Source organism: Streptomyces sp. NPDC089915 (assembly GCF_040684675.1).
In the GTDB taxonomy this organism is placed as follows: domain Bacteria; phylum Actinomycetota; class Actinomycetes; order Streptomycetales; family Streptomycetaceae; genus Streptomyces.
In genome coordinates this window covers 24,915-40,563 of sequence record NZ_JBFBGN010000027.1, presented here as the reverse complement: position 1 = coordinate 40,563, position 15,649 = coordinate 24,915, and the positions used below count along the sequence as shown (strand labels likewise).

Genomic DNA, 15,649 nt, shown 5'->3' with positions numbered 1-15,649 from the left:
CTTGGTGGCATGACCAGCAGCCCCTTGCTCCATCTTCCCGGCGCCGTAGCGGCCGAAGGCCGTGACGAGGGCGTCGCCGCCCACTACGGAGAGCTCTACGGCGAACAGCGCGCCCTCGCCGACGGCCGAGGCTTCGTCGACCTGTCCCACCGCGGGGTCGTCACCGTCACCGGCCAGGACCGGCTCGCCTGGCTGCACCTGCTGATCACCCAGCACGTCACGGAACTCCCGCCCGGGCAGGCCACCGAGGCGCTGATCCTCTCCGCCAACGGGCACATCGAGCACCAGCTCCACCTCGTCGACGACGGCGAGACCACCTGGGCGCACGTGGAACCCGGCACCCAGGGGGAGCTGATCGCCTACCTGGAGTCGATGAAGTTCTTCTACCGCGTGGAAGTCGCCGACAGCACCGCCGACTTCGCCGTCGTCCACCTGCCGGCCGGCTCCATCGCCGAGACCGACAAGGAGCACGTGGTCCGCGAGACCCCGTACGGCCGTGACGTGTTCCTGCCACGCGGGGCCCTGGAGGCCTTCGCCGCCGACCACGGGCCCGCCGCCGGACTCCTCGCCTACGAGGCCCTGCGCGTCGAGGCGCACCGGCCGCGCCTGGGCCTGGAGACCGACCACCGCACCATCCCGCACGAGATCGGCCTCATCGGCACCGCCGTGCACCTCCAGAAGGGCTGCTACCGCGGCCAGGAGACCGTCGCCCGCGTCCACAACCTGGGGAAGCCCCCGCGCCGCCTGGTCTTCCTCCACCTGGACGGCTCCGAGGTGCTGCTCCCGGGGCACGGCACGCCCGTACGGCTCGCCGCCGACGGGGAGGACGGCCGCCAGCTCGGCTTCATCACCACCGCCGTGCGCCACCACGAGCTCGGGCCGATCGCGCTCGCGCTGGTCAAGCGGAACGTTCCGGTGGACGCCCCGCTGCTGGCCGGGACCACCCCGGCCGCACAGGAGGTCGTCGTAGCGCCGTGAGAGCGGCGGCTAGACGTCGATGACGATGGTGAACGGGCCGTGGTTGGTCAGCGAGACCCGCATGTCCGCGCCGAACCGGCCCGTCGCCACCGTCGCGCCCAGCGCCCGCAGCTGCGCCACCACCTCGTCCACCAGCGGCTCGGCCACCGGTCCGGGCGCGGCCGCGTTCCAGGTGGGGCGGCGGCCCTTGCGGGCGTCCCCGTAGAGCGTGAACTGCGAGATCACCAGCAGCGGCGCGTCCACGTCGCTGCAGGACTTCTCCGCCTCCAGGATCCGCACCGACCACAGTTTGCGGGCCAGCACCGCCGCCTTCTCCGGGGTGTCGTCGTGGGTCACCCCCACCAGCACGCACAGTCCCTCGCCGACGATCTCGCCGACCGTCTCGCCGGCCACGACGACGCTCGCGCCGTCCACCCTCTGCACCACTGCTCGCATACCACCTGTGTACCAGGCGTGCACCCGTCCGGGGCCGATCGGGTGGCGTGGGACTGCGTCCGCACCACGGAGAGTGGCACCATGCCTGCAGGCGGTGCCCCCAGCACCGGTCGAGGGGACGGACAGGAAACGATGAACACCTCTGGTACCTCCGCACCTGCACCCGCGTCAGCAGGCGACGCGACCGCGTCCGCGCCCCCGGTACGGCCGCCCGCGCAGCGCACCGGCGACCCCGACGGGCCGGCCACGCCCGCGGCCACGACCGTCATGCCCGCGGCCACGACCGTCACGCCCGCCGCCCCCGCGGCCACGCCCGCCACCGCGCTCGGCCTGCCCGAGCTGCGCGCCCTGCGCCGTGACGCCCAGCGCGACGAGGCCGACCTCAGCTACGTCCGCAGACTCCTGCAGGGCCGCATCGACATCCTGCGCGCCGAGCTCGCCCGCCGGACGGACCCCGAGGCGCCGGTGGTGGACCGGCTCTCGGAGATCCTCGCCGACGCCCCGTCCCGCCGCAGCGCCTCCGCCCGGCACGTCACCCTCGGCACCCCGCAGAGCGAGGAGTTCCGGCTGCTGGCGGCCGAGATGCTGGCCGACGTCGAGCTGTCGGACCTGGACGCCCGCACGGACGCCGAACTGCACGAGGCGATGGCCCGGCTGGTCCGCTACGAGCAGCAGGTCTCGCGGCGCCGCCAGCAGCTCCAGCGGACGGCGGACGACTCCAGCGCGGAGATCACCCGGCGCTACCGCGAGGGCGAGGCGCAGGTGGACGACCTGCTGGCCTAGCGGCGGGTCCCGGCGGGAGGCGCGGCGGGCGACCGGACGGGCGGGCTGGTCCGGGGCCCGGCGGCCGGACGGAAATTCGGGCGACTCCGTCCGGCAGGGCCGTTAGCGTGACCGGATGAGTGCTGACATCCGGCCGATCGCCGAATCCGAACTCGCCGACTGGCTGCAGGCCCTGAACACGGGTTTCCTCCAGCCGAAGCCGGTGCCCGAGGCCGACGTGGTCATGCGGGCCAAGTACTGGGACCTCGACCGCACCCAGGGCGCCTTCGACCCCGTCACCGGCCGCTGCGTGGCGACCTTCCGCTCCTTCGCCCAGGAACTGACCGTCCCCGGCGGGGCGGTCGTCCCCTCCAGCGCCGTCACCAACGTCAGCGTGACCGCCACCCACCGCCGCCAGGGCCTGCTGACCCGGATGATGGCGGCCGATCTGACGGCGGCCAAGGAGCGCGGCGACGTCGTCTCCGCGCTGATCGCCGCCGAGTACCCGATCTACGGCCGGTACGGCTACGGGCCCGCCACCACCGCCGTCGAATGGGAGGTCGACGTCCCGCGCAGCGGCCTCGACCCGCGCCTCTCCGGACCCGGCGACGGCGGCCGCATCGACCTGGTCGACGTCTCCGAGGCCCGGGAGATCGGCCCCGGGCTGCACGGGCGGCTGCGGGCGTCCACGCACGGCGCGGTCAGCCGCGACACCCGCTGGTGGAACATCGCCACCGGGCTGGAGCAGTCCCAGGCGCGCCCCTACAAGGGCAAGTTCTACGCCGTGTACCGGGACGCGGCGGGTGAGCCGGCCGGTCTCGCGGTGTACGCGGCCGACGAGCACTGGACGGACGAGAAGCGCCCGCAGAACACCCTCACGGTCAAGGACCTGATCGCGGTGACCCCCGAGGCCGAGCGGGCCCTGTGGCGGTTCCTGTGCTCCATCGACTGGGTGATGAAGGTCCGCACCGGCTACCGGGCGCCCGACGACGTCCTCCCGCTGCTGCTGCCCGACCCGCGCGCGGCCCGGCTGGTGACCTCGGCGGACCTCATGTGGGTGCGCCTGCTCGACGTCGAACGGGCCCTGGCCGCCCGTACGTACGCGGTGCCCGGGGTCCTGGTCCTGGAGGTGGCGGACGCGGCGGGGCTCGCGGACGGCCGCTACCGGCTCGACGCGTCGGCCGGCACCTGCGTCCGTACGCAGGACCCGGCCGACCTGGCCCTGGACGTGTCCGTCCTCGGTTCGCTCTACCTGGGCGAGGAGTCGGCGGCGCGGCTGGCGGCGCTGGGCCGGATCACGGAGGAGCGGCCCGGGGCGGTCGCGCTCGCCGACGCGGTGTTCCGCACCGCCCGGCGGCCGTGGTGCCCGGACATCTTCTGACCCGGCCGTCGCCGTTGTCGTCAGCAAGCCGAGGATGGGGTACGTGACATCGATCGTTGAGCAGTTGCGCGCGGCGGGCTGCGTCTTCGCGGAGGAGGAGGCCGGGCTGCTGACCGCGGCCGCCTCCGACGCCGCGCGGCTCGCGGCCCTGGTGGCCCGCCGGGCGGCCGGGGAGCCGCTGGAACACGTCGTCGGCTGGGCCGAGTTCTGCGGGCTGCGCGTGGAGGTGGGCGCGGGGGCCTTCGTACCGCGCCGGCGCAGTGAGTTCCTGGCCGGGGAGGCGGTGGCGCTGGCCCGGCCCGGGGCGGTGGTGCTGGACCTGTGCTGCGGGGTCGGCGCGCTCGGCGCGGCGGTGGCCTCGCAGGTGCCGGGCGGGGTCGAGCTGCACGCCGCCGACATCGACCCGGCGGCGCTGGCGTACGCCCGGCGCAACGTGGCCCCGTACGGGGGAGCGGTCTGGGAGGGCGACCTGTACGAGGCGCTCCCGGAGGGGCTGCGCGGGCGGGTGGACGTCCTCGTGGTCAACGCCCCGTACGTGCCGACCGGGGAGATCGCCCTGATGCCGTCCGAGGCCCGGGTGCACGAGCCGCTGGTCTCCCTCGACGGCGGCGAGGACGGCCTGGACGTCCACCGCCGGATCGCGGAGCAGGCGCTGCGCTGGCTGGCCCCGGGCGGCCACCTGCTGATCGAGACCAGCGCCCGGCAGGCGCCGCTGATGGCGTCCGCGCTGACGGCGGGGGGTCTCGCGGTACGGGCGGCCACCTCGGAGGAGCTGCACGCGACCGTGGTGACCGGCCGCGCGCCGGCGGCGTAGCGTGGTCAGGCCGTCCGGGAGGCGAGGCGTTCGGTGAGGAAGGCCTTCCAGGTCCGCTCGCCCAGCATGGCGCCGTCGAGGGAGAGGTTCTCCCCGGCGCGGTAGGCGCGGCCGGCCTTTCCGGGCATCCGGACGGGCATCATCGGGCGGCGCTTGCCGCGCGCCCGCAGGTAGTCGCGGCTCAGGTCGCCGAGGGTGTGGACGTCGGGCCCGGCGAGGTCGGGGACCAGGCCGGCGGGCTTGCCGAGGGCCAGCTCGACGAGGCGGGCGGCGACCTCGCGGGAGTCGACGGGCTGCCAGCGGACCCCGCCGGGGACCGGGACCACGGGCAGTCGGGCCAGCTTCTCGGCGACGGTCAGGGCCAGTTCGTGGAACTGGGCGGCGCGCAGCGTGGTCCAGGGCAGGCCGGAGCCGGAGACGGCCCGTTCGGCGTCGAGCTTGGTCCTGAACCAGGCGAGGGGGACCGTGTCCGCGCCGATGACGGAGATCAGCACGAGGTGGCGCACGCCCGCGGCCTTCGCGGCGCGCACGAGGTGGCGGGCGGCGACGTCGTCGCCCTTGGGCCCGCCGGCGAGGTGCAGGACGGTCTCGACGCCGTCGAGGGCGGCGTCGAGCCCCTCGTCCCGCAGCAGGTCGCCGCGTACGCAGGTGACGCCGTCGGCGGTGGGGCGGGGGGTCCGGCTGAGGATCCGTACGGGGACGCCGGCCTCGCGCAGGAGCGGTACGACGATGCTGCCGAGGGTTCCGGTGCCGCCGGTGACGAGGAGGGGGCGGGGGGATCCGGTCGTGTCCGTCATCAGGGTCATCTCCGATCGGTGGGACGGAAGTTGACGTCCCGGGCTTGAACCCGTTCGATTTCTCCGGGGTGTGCTGTCTACTGACCTGACCCGCAGTGAGGAAGGAATGTGACAGGTGGACGATCTGGGCGGTCTGACGGAGCGTTTCGAGGAGCACCGTGGCCATTTGAAGGCGGTGTCCTACCGGATGCTCGGCTCGCTGAGCGAGGCGGACGACGCCGTTCAGGAGACGTGGCTGCGGCTGGAGCGCACGGACGTGAGCGAGGTGGAGAACCTCGGCGGATGGCTGACGACCGTCATCTCGCGGATCTGCCTCAACATGCTGCGCTCGCGCGAGCAGCGGCGTGAGGATTCGATGGAGCGGCTGGAGACGCGGATCCCGGACCCGCTGATCCGCTCCGAGCGCCGGATCGATCCGGAGCAGGAGGTGATGCTGGCCGACTCGGTGGGGCTGGCGCTGATGGTGGTGATGGAGTCGCTGTCGCCGGCGGAGCGGCTGGCGTTCGTCCTGCACGACATGTTCGCGGTGCCGTTCGAGGAGATCGCCCCGCTGGTCGAGAAGACCTCGGCGGCGACCCGGCAGCTGGCGAGTCGGGCCCGCCGCAAGGTGCAGGGTCAGGCCCCGGCCCCCGACAAGGACCTCGCGCGCCAGCGGGAGGCGGTGGACGCGTTCTTCGCGGCCGCGCGGGACGGTCGGTTCGAGGCGCTGCTGTCGGTGCTCGACCCGGACGTGGTGCTGCGTTCGGACGGCGGGGCGGGTGGTGCGCTCACCGTGGTGCTCACGGGCGCCCGGACGGTGGCGGGCCAGGCGGTCACCTACAGCTCGCTGGTCCCGTTCGTCCGCCCGGCGCTGATCAACGGCGCCGCGGGGGTCGTGGTGGTCCGCAAGGACCGGGCGGTGTCGGTCATGGCCTTCACGGTGGTGGAGGGGCGGATCGTCGCGATCGACGTGCTGTCCGACCCGGAGCGCCTGGGGGCGCTGGACCTGGCGTCCCTGGAGGACTGAGGACTGAGGACTGAGGACTGAGGGCTCGCGGTCGCCGGGACTCCGGCCGCCGCCGGCCCCGGCCCCGGTCTCAGACCAGGGCGAGGACGGCGGCGGCGGGGGCCGCGTAGATCAGCGGGAAGGCGACGTGCGCGTACGAGCGGGCGCGCAGGACCGTGATGACGGCGCCGGTGAAGTAGAGGACCAGGCCGATCGCGGCGGCGGTCCCGACGGCGGGGACGAAGAAGCCGGCGAGGAGGCCGAGGGCTCCGGCGACCTTGGCGGTGCCGAGGAAGGTCCACATGCCCTTCGGGACGCCGTACTCGACGAGCGGCTCGGTGACGAACTTCGCGCCGCGGAAGATCGAGACGCCGGAGAACCCGGCCATGAGGGCGGCGACCAGGGTGACGACGGTGGCGGTGGTGGACATCGGGGGCTCCTTCGGGGCGGTGTGTCCCGGGCTCTTGTCCGGGGCTCTTGTCTGGGGGCTTTCCTCGTCGTCCGCTCCCTCGCGTCCGACACCCCTCTGACCCGCCGCCGCGCACGGATGTGACAGCCCGGGGGAAAACTTTCTCCGGAGGCCCGGACAGATACTCCTGCAAGCAAGCGCTTGCAATAGTTAGCAGGGTGGGGCAGGATCGGAGCATGGCATCGCTCAACGTCGGGAACCTCGGCGAATACCTCCGCGAGCAGCGGCGGCAGGCCCAGCTCTCGCTGCGGCAGCTGGCCGACGCGGCGGGGGTGTCGAACCCGTACCTGAGCCAGATCGAGCGCGGGCTGCGCAAGCCGAGCGCGGACATCCTCCAGCAGCTGGCCAAGGCGCTGCGGATCTCCGCCGAGACGCTGTACGTGCAGGCCGGGATCCTCGACGAGCGGGACCGGGACGAGGTGGAGACGCGGGCCGTCATCCTCTCCGACCCGTCGATCAACGAGCGGCAGAAGCAGGTGCTGCTCCAGATCTACGACGCGTTCCGCAAGGAGAACGGGTCGGACGACCCCGCCGCCGACGCCGCGGTGCCCCCTCAGAACTGACCGGATCCGGGAGGACCCGCACATGGCCATCGCCGATGACCTGAAGAAGACCCTCACCGACCCCACCCCCCTCTACTTCGCCGCCGGCACCGCCGACCTCGCCCTCCAGCAGGCCCGGAAGGTGCCCGGCCTGATCGAGCAGCTGCGCGCCGAGGCCCCGGCCCGTATCGAGGCCGTGCTCGACACCGACCCCAAGGTCGTCCAGGAGAAGGCCAAGGTGGCCCAGGAGGCCGTCACGGCCCGGGTCGTCGAGGTCTTCGGGGCGATCGACCCGAAGAAGCTCGGCGAGACCGCCCAGGACCTGGCCCTGCGCGGGGTCGGCGTGGCCGCCGAGTACGCCGTACGGGCCAAGGAGACCTACGACAAGGTCGCCGAACACGGCGAGCAGGCCGTGCGGGCCTGGCGCGGCGAGGTCGCCGACGAGTTCGTGGACATCGCCGAGGCCGTGGAGCCGGAGCCGAAGCCGGAGCCGGCGCGGGCCGCCGAGCCCGCCCAGGACGCCCCGGCCGAGGCCTCCGCCGACGCGCCCGCCGAGGCCTCCGCCGACGACAAGGCCGCCGCGAAGAAGCCCGCCGCGCGCCGCGGCGCCGCCAAGAAGGCCGCCGCCGAGCCGGCCGCCGGGGCCGCCGACGAGGGCTGACCGGCCCGTGGACGGACCGGGCACCCACGGGGTGTCCGGTTCGTTCCCGTTTCGGATGGCGGCTCGGGCGGTAGCGTGGAGTCAGAAGTGCTGGATGCGAGAAGGCGGTCGGAACGATGCTGATGCAGGGGTTCGATAACGGGGTCCTCCCGTTGCTCGGCTACGCCATGCTGGCGCTCGCCGTCGTGGCCTTCGTCCTCGCGCTGACGGCGCGCGAGGACGCCTACCGGGCCGCGGACAAGCAGACCAAGACCTTCTGGCTGGTCATCCTGGGCGTCACCGTCCTGGTGGACTTCTTCCTCGGGATGCTGTTCCTGCAGATCGCGGGCCTGGTGGCGTCCATCGTGTTCTTCGTAGACGTGCGCCCCGCCCTCAAGCAGGTCTCGGGCGGCGGCAACCGGCGCCGGGGCGGCAGCAGCAGCGACGGCCCGTACGGCCCGTACAACGGCGGCCGCTAGACCCGTACGGGGCTAGACGCTCTCCCTCGCGGCGCGGGAGAGCAGGACCACGGCGACGTCGTCGGTGAGCTCGCCGCCGTTGAGGCGGCGGGCCTCGGTGACGGACGCCTCCAGGAGGGCCTCGCCGGTCAGGCCGTCCTCCAGGTGCCGGTTGATCATGTCGACCATGCCGTCCTGGCCGAGTCGCTCGCGGCCCTCGCCGATCCGGCCCTCGATGAGGCCGTCCGTGTAGAGCATCAGGCTCCAGCTGCCGCCTAGGTCCACCTGGCGGCGGGGCCAGCGGGCCCGGGGGAGCAGCCCCAGCGCCGGGCCGCTGTTCTCGTACGGCAGCAGTCGGGCGGGGCGGCCCGGGCGGGAGACCAGCGGGGCCGGGTGGCCGGCCAGGCACAGGCCCGCGCGGCGGCCGTCGGGGGAGATGTCGACCGTGCACAGGGTCGCGAAGATCTCCTCGCAGGGCCGCTCCACCTCCAGGACCTCCTGGAGGGTGGCCAGCAGGTCGTCCCCGCACAGCCCGGCCAGGGTCAGCGCCCGCCAGGCGATCCGCAGCTCGACGCCGAGGGCCGCCTCGTCGGGGCCGTGGCCGCAGACGTCGCCGATCATGGCGTGGACGGTGCCGTCGGGGGTGCGGACCGCGTCGTAGAAGTCGCCGCCGAGCAGGGCCCGGCTGCGGCCGGGGCGGTAGCGGGCGGCGAAGCGGAGGTCGGAGCCGTCGAGGAGGGGCGTGGGGAGCAGCCCGCGTTCCAGGCGGGCGTTCTCCTGGGCCCGGAGTTTCGATTCTGCGAGCTTGTACTGGGCGATATCGGCTCGTTTTCTCTCCACGGCGTAGCGGATCGCACGGCTCAGGAGCCGCCCGTCGAGCTCGTCGCGGAAGAGGAAGTCCTGGGCGCCGACGCGTACGGCCTCTGCGGCGCGATCGGCGTCGGCCTCGGCGGTGAGCACGAGCACGGCGTGGCGCGGGGCGATGCGCAGGACCTCGCGCAGGGCGCCGAAGCCGTCCTCGTCGGGGCCGGGCAGGGCCAGGTCGAGCAGGACGCAGTGCACGTCGGGGGTGAGCAGCCGGGCGGCCTCGGTGAGGTTGCGGGCGCTGCGGAGCCGGATGCGCTGGCCGTCGGTGTCGAGGATCTCGGGGACGGTGAGACCGCCCGCCGGGTCGTCCTCGACGACGAGGAGGGTCAGCGGGGCGGGGCCGCCGATCTCCGTGACAGGGGTCTCCCTCTGCCGCGGTACGGGTACGGGCATCGTCTCCGGTTCCTTGCCTCCCCCCGGAAGTGCGCTCATGCCGGGACCCTAGCGGGCGGGGGCGGGGCGGGGGAATGCCGTGCCGGGCGGGGCCCGGCGGCATATGCCCCTATCCCGGCGGAAACCCGACGGGCCGGGATGACCAACGTCACGGCCCGCCGGGCCCCGCCGGAGCCGGCTGTCACGGGGCGTACGGGGGCCGCTGCGCGGGGCGAGGTCCCCTACCCGCCCTTCACCCGTTCCCCGGGGCAAGCCCCGGACCCCGGCGGGCTCAAGCGCCGCGCGGGCTGGATGTGCGCAGCACATTCCAGCCCCGCCAGGGGGCACCTCCCAGCGGTAGCTGGGGGAGTTTGAGGCGCGGGGGTCTGGGGGCGGAGCCCCCGGGAGACGGCGCCCGGGCGTCCGGGGCGGCCGCGCCCCGGACCCCCCCGACCCGCCCGGCCAGGGCCTACGCGTCGGGCCGGACCACGGCCTTGATCGGCATCGAGCCGGCGCCCGCCATCGTCACGTTCCGCCCGGGCCGCGGCGCGTGCACGATCGCCCCGTCCCCGACGTACATCCCGACGTGGGTCGCGTCGTCGAAGTAGATGATCAGGTCCCCGGGCCGCATGTCCTTCAGCGCGACCTTCGGCAGCAGCCGCAGCTGCTCCTGCGAGGTGCGCGGGATCGGCCGCCCCGCCGCCAGCCACGCCTGGGAGGTCAGCCCGGAGCAGTCGTAGGAGCCCGGACCCTCCGCGCCCCAGACGTACGGCTTGCCTATCTGCGCGGTGGCGAACTGCACCGCCCGCCTGCCCGCGTCCGAGGCGAGGCCCTTGACGTCCTTCATCGCGCCCGACGACAGCCATGCCGTCTGCGCCTGGTACTGCGCGTCCTGCTCCAGCTGGATCAGCCGGGCCTTCTCCTCGGCCGCCAGCCTGTTCTCCAGGGCCTCCGCCGCCTTGATCTTGTCCTCGATCTCCTTCTTGGCGGCTTCCTTCTTGGCCCGGTTGTCCTCCATCTTCTGCCAGAGGGCGCCCGCGTCCTTCGCGTACCGCTCCAAGTCGCCCTGGGTGCGCGTCAGTTCGGCCAGCAGGTCCGTGGTGGCCTTCTCGCCCTGCCGCAGCCGGTCCGCCCCGTCGAGGAAGGAGGACGGGCTGTCGCTCAGCGCGAGGCGCGCGCCCGGCGGCAGGCCGCCCGAGCGGTACTGGGCCCGGGCCGCCGCGCCCGCGCGGTCCTTCAGGGTGGAGATCCGGTCCTGGCCCGCCACCACCAGCTTGGCGATCTCGACGATCCGCTCGGACTGGGCCTTGGTCTCGCTCTCCGCGAGGTTGTAGGCGTCCGTCGCGCTGCCGGCCTGCCGGTAGAGGTCGTCTATCTCCTTGCGGACCTGCTCCAGCGACTTGGCGCCCGGCTCCGGCGCGGGCGCCGCCGGCGCGGCCGGCGGGGACGGGACCGCGTACGCCGCGCCCGTCGTGAGGCCGGGGGCCGCCAGTATCGCCATCGCGCACAGCAGCGTCAGGGCGGACGCCCCCCTACGGCGCGACGGCACTCGCTTCACGGTCCCCATGGCTCCCCCAGGCGCCCCGAGTCAGAACCTGCATCACCCGATATCAGATCTGACTATTCATCAGTAACTTGGCACTGTCTCCGGGATGGTGCCACGAACCGGCGGATTCCAACACCCTCCGGATTCCGCTCCGGTCACGACCCGCCACGCAGCGTCCCTCCCGGACGGCTCAACGGGCCGCCCCCGCCCCCGGTTCCCCGCCACGCCGGTTTCACCCCGCCGGGCGCAACGCCTCCCAGCGCACCGTCAGTTCCCCCTGCCTCCACCGCACCGGCCCGTCCGCCAGCGGCCAGTCACCCGCCAGCGCCCGCGCCGTCCGGATCCACCGCTGCCGCGCCCCGTACGAGGCGTACGGGGCGGCCGCCGCCCACGCCCGGTCGAAGTCCCGCAGGAACGCGTGCACCGCCTCACCCGGCACGTTCCGGTGGATCAGCGCCTTCGGCAGCCGCTCCGCCAGGTCCGACGGCCGCTCCAGCGAACCCAGCCGCGTCGCGAACGTCACCGTCCGCGGCCCCTCCGGCCCCAGCGCCACCCACACGTGCCGCCGCCCGATCTCGTCGCAGGTCCCCTCCACCAGCAGCCCCTCCGGCGCCAGCCGCCCGCACAGCCGCTCCCAGACCGCCTCGACCTGCTCCTCGTCGTACTGCCGCAGCACGTTCGCCGCCCGGATCAGCGCGGGCCGCTCCCCGCCGTCCAGCGGCACCTCGAAGCCCCCGTGCCGGAAGCTCAGCCCCTCCCGCTCGTACGGCTTCGCCCCCGCCACCCGTGCCGGCTCGATCTCGATCCCCACCACCCGCACCCCGGGCGCCGCCTCCCGCAGCCGCGCCAGCAGCTCCACCGCCGTCCAGGGCGCCGCCCCGTACCCCAGGTCCACCGCCACCGGCGCCTGCGCCCGGCGCAGCGCCGCCCCGTGCGCGGCGGCGATCCAGCGGTCCATGCGCCGCAGCCGGTTCGGGTTCGTCGTGCCCCGCGTCACGGTGCCCACAGGGCGCTTCGGGGCGGGCGGAGTGCTGCGGGAGACCATGCGCCGAGCGTAAGCGGAGCCACCGGCCCGCAAAAAAATCCGGCGTCCCGAGCAGGAAAATCACCGCCCCCGGAATGCGGGGGACCGCCATCCGGGTTGCACTCCTTGCAGAGCGCCGCGCGCGCTCCCGCACGCATGCCGTCAACCGTGCCGCCCCACCGGCACACCGCCCAGCCCGCCGTCCGCGCCATCCGAGCGAGAGGAACCGCTCCCTTGAGCCAGTACGTGTCCCGCATCGGCGGCAGCATCAGCGGCCGCATCGCCGCCGCCCGCGGCGCCCGCCAGGACGCGCCCCGCCTGCGCCTCCCGGCCGTCGGCCACCACCGCAAGCCCCGCCGCGTGGCCATGCTCAGCGTGCACACCTCACCCCTGCACCAGCCCGGCACCGGCGACGCCGGCGGTATGAACGTCTACATCGTGGAGCTCGCCCGCCGCCTCGCCGCGATCAACATCGAGGTGGAGATCTTCACCCGGGCCACCACCGGCGGCCTCCCGCCCGTCGTCGAGCTCGCCCCCGGCGTCCTCGTCCGGCACGTGGACGCGGGCCCCTACGAGGGACTCGCCAAGGAGGAGCTCCCCGCCCAGCTGTGCGCCTTCACCCACGGCGTCATGCAGGCCTGGGCCGGCCACCGCCCCGGCTACTACGACCTCGTCCACTCCCACTACTGGCTCTCGGGCCACGTCGGCTGGCTCGCCGCCGAACGCTGGGGTGTCCCCCTCGTCCACGCCATGCACACCATGGCCAAGGTCAAGAACGCCGCCCTCGCCGAGGGCGACACCCCCGAGCCCGCCGCCCGCGTCATCGGCGAGACCCAGATCGTCGCCGCCGCCGACCGGCTCATCGCGAACACCGCCGAAGAGGCCGACGAACTCGTCCGGTACTACGAGGCCGACCCCGGCAAGGTGGCCGTCGTCCACCCCGGCGTGAACCTCGACCGCTTCACCACCGGCGACGGCCGCGCCGCCGCCCGCGCCCGGCTCGGCCTGCCCCAGGACGCCGTCATCCCGCTCTTCGCCGGCCGCATCCAGCCCCTCAAGGCCCCCGACATCCTGCTCCGCGCGGTCGCCGAACTCGTCGACCGCGACCCCGCCCTGCGCGGCCGCCTCTTCGTCCCCGTCGTCGGCGGCCCCAGCGGCAGCGGCCTCGCCAAGCCCGAGGGACTCCAGAAGCTCGCCGCGAAACTCGGCATCACCGACCTCGTCCACTTCCACCCGCCGGTGGACCAGGACCGGCTCGCCGACTGGTTCCGGGCGGCGTCCGTGCTGGTCATGCCCTCCTACAACGAGTCCTTCGGACTGGTCGCCATCGAGGCCCAGGCCACCGGCACGCCCGTCCTCGCCGCCGCCGTCGGCGGACTCCCCGTCGCCGTCGACGACGGGACCACCGGCATCCTCGTCCCCGGCCACGACCCCGTCGACTACGCCCGCGCCCTGCGCCGCTTCGTCGACGAACCCGGCCTCACGGACCGCATGGGCGCCGCCGCCGCACGGCACGCCCAGCACTTCGGCTGGGACACCGCCGCCAGCGGAACCGCCGACGTGTACACCGCGGCCATGCATGATCACCGCCGTCGCGTACGCTCCCACCATGGCTGACACCGCCGCGATCATCGAGTCCACGCTGGCCGGCGCCGAGCTGAGCTGGGAGAGCCCGCAGCCCGGCACGTACGTCGTCCAGCTCCCCGGCACCCGCAAGCTGAGCACCACCTGCTCGCTGCGCGTCGGCCGGCACTCCCTCTCGGTCAACGCCTTCGTCATCCGCCACCCCGACGAGAACGAGGCCGGCGTCCACCGCTGGCTGCTGGAACGCAACCTCAAGCTGTACGGGATGGCGTACGCGGTCGACCCGCTCGGCGACGTCTACCTCACGGCGCGCCTCCCCCTGTCCGTGGTCACCCCGGACGACCTGGACCGGCTCCTCGGCACGGTCCTGGAGGCGGCGGACGGCGCGTTCAACACCCTCCTGGAGCTCGGTTTCGCGGGCGCGATCCGGCGCGAGTACGAATGGCGCACGTCGCGCGGTGAACCCACCCACAACCTGGACGCCTTCAAGCACCTGACCCGCCCGGCCGCTCCCTGACCCCGGCCGCCCTCGGCGCGCCCGCCCCCTACACCTCGGCGGGGGCCACCACCGCACCACCGGCCGGCGCGGCCTCGGCGGAGGCCGTGGCGGAGGAGGGGGCGGTAGCCGTGGCGGGGGCCGCCCCGGCCTCGCCGGACCCCTCCGGGAGCCCCCGCATCAGGAACCAGTACCCGCCCGCGGCCACCGTCCCCAGCACGCCCGTCGACGCCCACAGCCAGGCGGCGCCCCAGCGGTCGATCACGAACCCCGACATCAGCGGAGCCACCAGCGAGGCGACCGCCCACGACATCGTGTACATCCCCTGGTACCGCCCGCGCCCCCGCACCGGGGACAGCCGCACCACCAGCGACATCTGCGTCGGCGCGTTCACGATCTCCGCCAGCGTCCACACGCACACCGCCAGCGCGTACGACCACAGCGGCCCGGCGAACGCCGTCAGCGCGAACCCGTAGCCGACCAGCAGCGAGGACACCACCAGCAGCCGCCGCGGGTCCCGGTCCTCGATGAACCGGGTCACCGGCAGCTGGAGCGCCACGATCAGCACCCCGTTCACCGCGATGACCAGCCCGTACTCCCCGGGGGAGAACCCGGCCGCGCCCATCGCCACCGGCAGCCCCACCGAGCCCTGCGTGTAGATCACCGAGATCAGGAACGACAGCCCGACGATGCCCATGAACCGCCCGTCCCGCAGCACGGTCCCCAGCCCGATCCCGCCGCCCCCGGCCCCCGCCGCGTCCGCCTTGCCCCCCGCGGCCTCCTCCGGCCGCGACTCGGGCAGCTTCAGGAACACCAGCACCGCGCACAGCAGCGTCAGCGCCGCCTCGCCCAGGAACCCGGCCAGGTAGCTGTACTCGGCGACCAGCCCCGCCGCCATCGAGCTCACCGCGAAGCCCAGGTTGATGGCCCAGTAGTTCAGCGCGAAGGCCCGTACCCGGTCCTCCGGCCGGACGATGTCCGCCATCATCGCCTGCACCGCCGGCCGGGAGGCGTTCGAGGTCATGCCGACCAGCATCGCCACCGCCGCGATCGCCGCCGGGTGCTCCATGAACCCCAGCAGCGCCACCGACCCGGCCGTCGAGACCTGCGCGACCAGCATCGTCGGACGCCGCCCCAGCCGGTCGGCCATCACCCCCGACACCAGCGAGGACACCACCCCGCCCAGCCCGTGCAGGGCGGCCACGAGTCCCGCGAAGGAGGCCGAGTAGCCCCGCTCCAGGGTCAGGTACAAAGCCATGAACGTGGCGACGAAGGCCCCGAGCCGATTGACGAGCGTGCTCGCCCACAGCCACCAGAACGCGCGCGGCAGGCCCGAGACGCTCTCCCGGGCGGACCGGCGCAGACGGGCAACGGACATAAGGATTCCCCCGGGCGGTGTAAGTGTCACTGATCCGCCCGGCACATTACGAGAGGGGCCCGCCGCACGCCACTCAATTGACGCCGGACGTCAATCGGGGCCCGGCGGGACCGTCCCGGGA

Annotated in this window: 17 protein-coding genes; 10 read left to right on the top strand and 7 right to left on the bottom strand. The window is 74.0% G+C overall.

The window, feature by feature from the left end:
• The first annotated feature begins 9 nt into the window (after positions 1-9).
• Positions 10-978 carry a folate-binding protein gene (locus AB0O29_RS11610; protein ID WP_365149768.1) on the top strand — a complete coding sequence of 323 codons (969 nt, stop codon included), beginning with the start codon at positions 10-12 and terminating at the stop codon, positions 976-978.
• 9 nt (positions 979-987) lie between these two features.
• Here AB0O29_RS11610 and dtd read toward each other — a convergent pair whose 3' ends face one another.
• Positions 988-1,413, bottom strand: coding sequence for a D-aminoacyl-tRNA deacylase (gene dtd / locus AB0O29_RS11605; RefSeq protein WP_042801357.1), 426 nt, complete (start codon positions 1,411-1,413; stop codon positions 988-990).
• Positions 1,414-1,545: 132 nt separating this feature from the next.
• On the opposite strand from dtd, the gene AB0O29_RS11600 reads away from it, so the two are divergent.
• From AB0O29_RS11600 to AB0O29_RS11590, 3 genes are all read left to right on the top strand, one after another.
• Positions 1,546-2,196 carry an AmfC protein gene (locus AB0O29_RS11600; RefSeq protein ID WP_365149765.1) on the top strand — a complete coding sequence of 217 codons (651 nt, stop codon included), beginning with the start codon at positions 1,546-1,548 and terminating at the stop codon, positions 2,194-2,196.
• Positions 2,197-2,311: 115 nt separating this feature from the next.
• Complete coding sequence (locus tag AB0O29_RS11595) at positions 2,312-3,556, top strand: GNAT family N-acetyltransferase (RefSeq protein ID WP_365149762.1); 1,245 nt, start codon at positions 2,312-2,314, stop codon at positions 3,554-3,556.
• A 34-nt stretch (positions 3,557-3,590) separates the two neighbouring features.
• Complete coding sequence (locus AB0O29_RS11590) at positions 3,591-4,370, top strand: putative protein N(5)-glutamine methyltransferase (protein WP_365149759.1); 780 nt, start codon at positions 3,591-3,593, stop codon at positions 4,368-4,370.
• Positions 4,371-4,375: 5 nt separating this feature from the next.
• Here the strand turns inward: AB0O29_RS11590 and AB0O29_RS11585 are convergent, their stop codons facing one another.
• Positions 4,376-5,167: an NAD(P)H-binding protein gene (locus AB0O29_RS11585; protein WP_365149756.1), complete on the bottom strand. Its 792-nt coding sequence runs from the start codon at positions 5,165-5,167 to the stop codon at positions 4,376-4,378.
• A gap of 115 nt (positions 5,168-5,282) precedes the next feature.
• Between AB0O29_RS11585 and AB0O29_RS11580 the strand changes: the two genes are divergently transcribed.
• On the top strand, positions 5,283-6,173 hold the full coding sequence (locus AB0O29_RS11580) for a sigma-70 family RNA polymerase sigma factor (RefSeq protein WP_365149753.1): 891 nt from the start codon (positions 5,283-5,285) through the stop codon (positions 6,171-6,173).
• A gap of 70 nt (positions 6,174-6,243) precedes the next feature.
• Here AB0O29_RS11580 and AB0O29_RS11575 read toward each other — a convergent pair whose 3' ends face one another.
• Positions 6,244-6,582 (bottom strand): DoxX family protein, encoded by a 339-nt coding sequence (locus AB0O29_RS11575; protein WP_365149750.1) that lies wholly within the window; start codon positions 6,580-6,582, stop codon positions 6,244-6,246.
• A 215-nt stretch (positions 6,583-6,797) separates the two neighbouring features.
• Between AB0O29_RS11575 and AB0O29_RS11570 the strand changes: the two genes are divergently transcribed.
• The 3 genes from AB0O29_RS11570 (at position 6,798) to AB0O29_RS11560 (ending at position 8,282) form a co-directional block, all read left to right on the top strand.
• The gene (locus AB0O29_RS11570; RefSeq protein WP_365149747.1) at positions 6,798-7,184 is read left to right on the top strand and encodes a helix-turn-helix transcriptional regulator; all 387 of its coding nucleotides are present in this window, start codon (positions 6,798-6,800) and stop codon (positions 7,182-7,184) included.
• A 22-nt stretch (positions 7,185-7,206) separates the two neighbouring features.
• A complete protein-coding gene (locus tag AB0O29_RS11565; protein ID WP_365149744.1) occupies positions 7,207-7,824 on the top strand; it encodes a hypothetical protein in 618 nt (205 codons plus the stop codon).
• Between the two features lie 116 nt (positions 7,825-7,940).
• The gene (locus AB0O29_RS11560; RefSeq protein ID WP_365149741.1) at positions 7,941-8,282 is read left to right on the top strand and encodes a DUF2516 family protein; all 342 of its coding nucleotides are present in this window, start codon (positions 7,941-7,943) and stop codon (positions 8,280-8,282) included.
• 12 nt (positions 8,283-8,294) lie between these two features.
• On the opposite strand, the gene AB0O29_RS11555 is transcribed toward AB0O29_RS11560, so the two are convergent.
• The 3 genes from AB0O29_RS11555 to AB0O29_RS11545 all read right to left on the bottom strand — a co-directional run bounded on the left by AB0O29_RS11555 (position 8,295) and on the right by AB0O29_RS11545 (position 12,091).
• Positions 8,295-9,560, bottom strand: a complete 1,266-nt coding sequence (locus AB0O29_RS11555; RefSeq protein ID WP_365149738.1) for a SpoIIE family protein phosphatase — start codon at positions 9,558-9,560, stop codon at positions 8,295-8,297.
• Between the two features lie 409 nt (positions 9,561-9,969).
• Positions 9,970-11,067, bottom strand: a complete 1,098-nt coding sequence (locus AB0O29_RS11550) for an NlpC/P60 family protein (protein ID WP_365149735.1) — start codon at positions 11,065-11,067, stop codon at positions 9,970-9,972.
• 211 nt (positions 11,068-11,278) lie between these two features.
• Positions 11,279-12,091 carry a class I SAM-dependent methyltransferase gene (locus AB0O29_RS11545; protein ID WP_365149732.1) on the bottom strand — a complete coding sequence of 271 codons (813 nt, stop codon included), beginning with the start codon at positions 12,089-12,091 and terminating at the stop codon, positions 11,279-11,281.
• A 213-nt stretch (positions 12,092-12,304) separates the two neighbouring features.
• On the opposite strand from AB0O29_RS11545, the gene mshA reads away from it, so the two are divergent.
• Positions 12,305-13,687 carry a D-inositol-3-phosphate glycosyltransferase gene (gene mshA, locus AB0O29_RS11540; protein ID WP_365149729.1) on the top strand — a complete coding sequence of 461 codons (1,383 nt, stop codon included), beginning with the start codon at positions 12,305-12,307 and terminating at the stop codon, positions 13,685-13,687.
• Complete coding sequence (locus AB0O29_RS11535) at positions 13,680-14,171, top strand: YbjN domain-containing protein (RefSeq protein WP_365149726.1); 492 nt, start codon at positions 13,680-13,682, stop codon at positions 14,169-14,171. Before mshA ends, AB0O29_RS11535 begins: the two co-directional genes overlap by 8 nt.
• A 28-nt stretch (positions 14,172-14,199) precedes the next feature.
• On the opposite strand, the gene AB0O29_RS11530 is transcribed toward AB0O29_RS11535, so the two are convergent.
• A complete protein-coding gene (locus tag AB0O29_RS11530) occupies positions 14,200-15,528 on the bottom strand; it encodes an MFS transporter (protein WP_365149723.1) in 1,329 nt (442 codons plus the stop codon).
• Between the last annotated feature and the right edge of the window lie 121 nt (positions 15,529-15,649).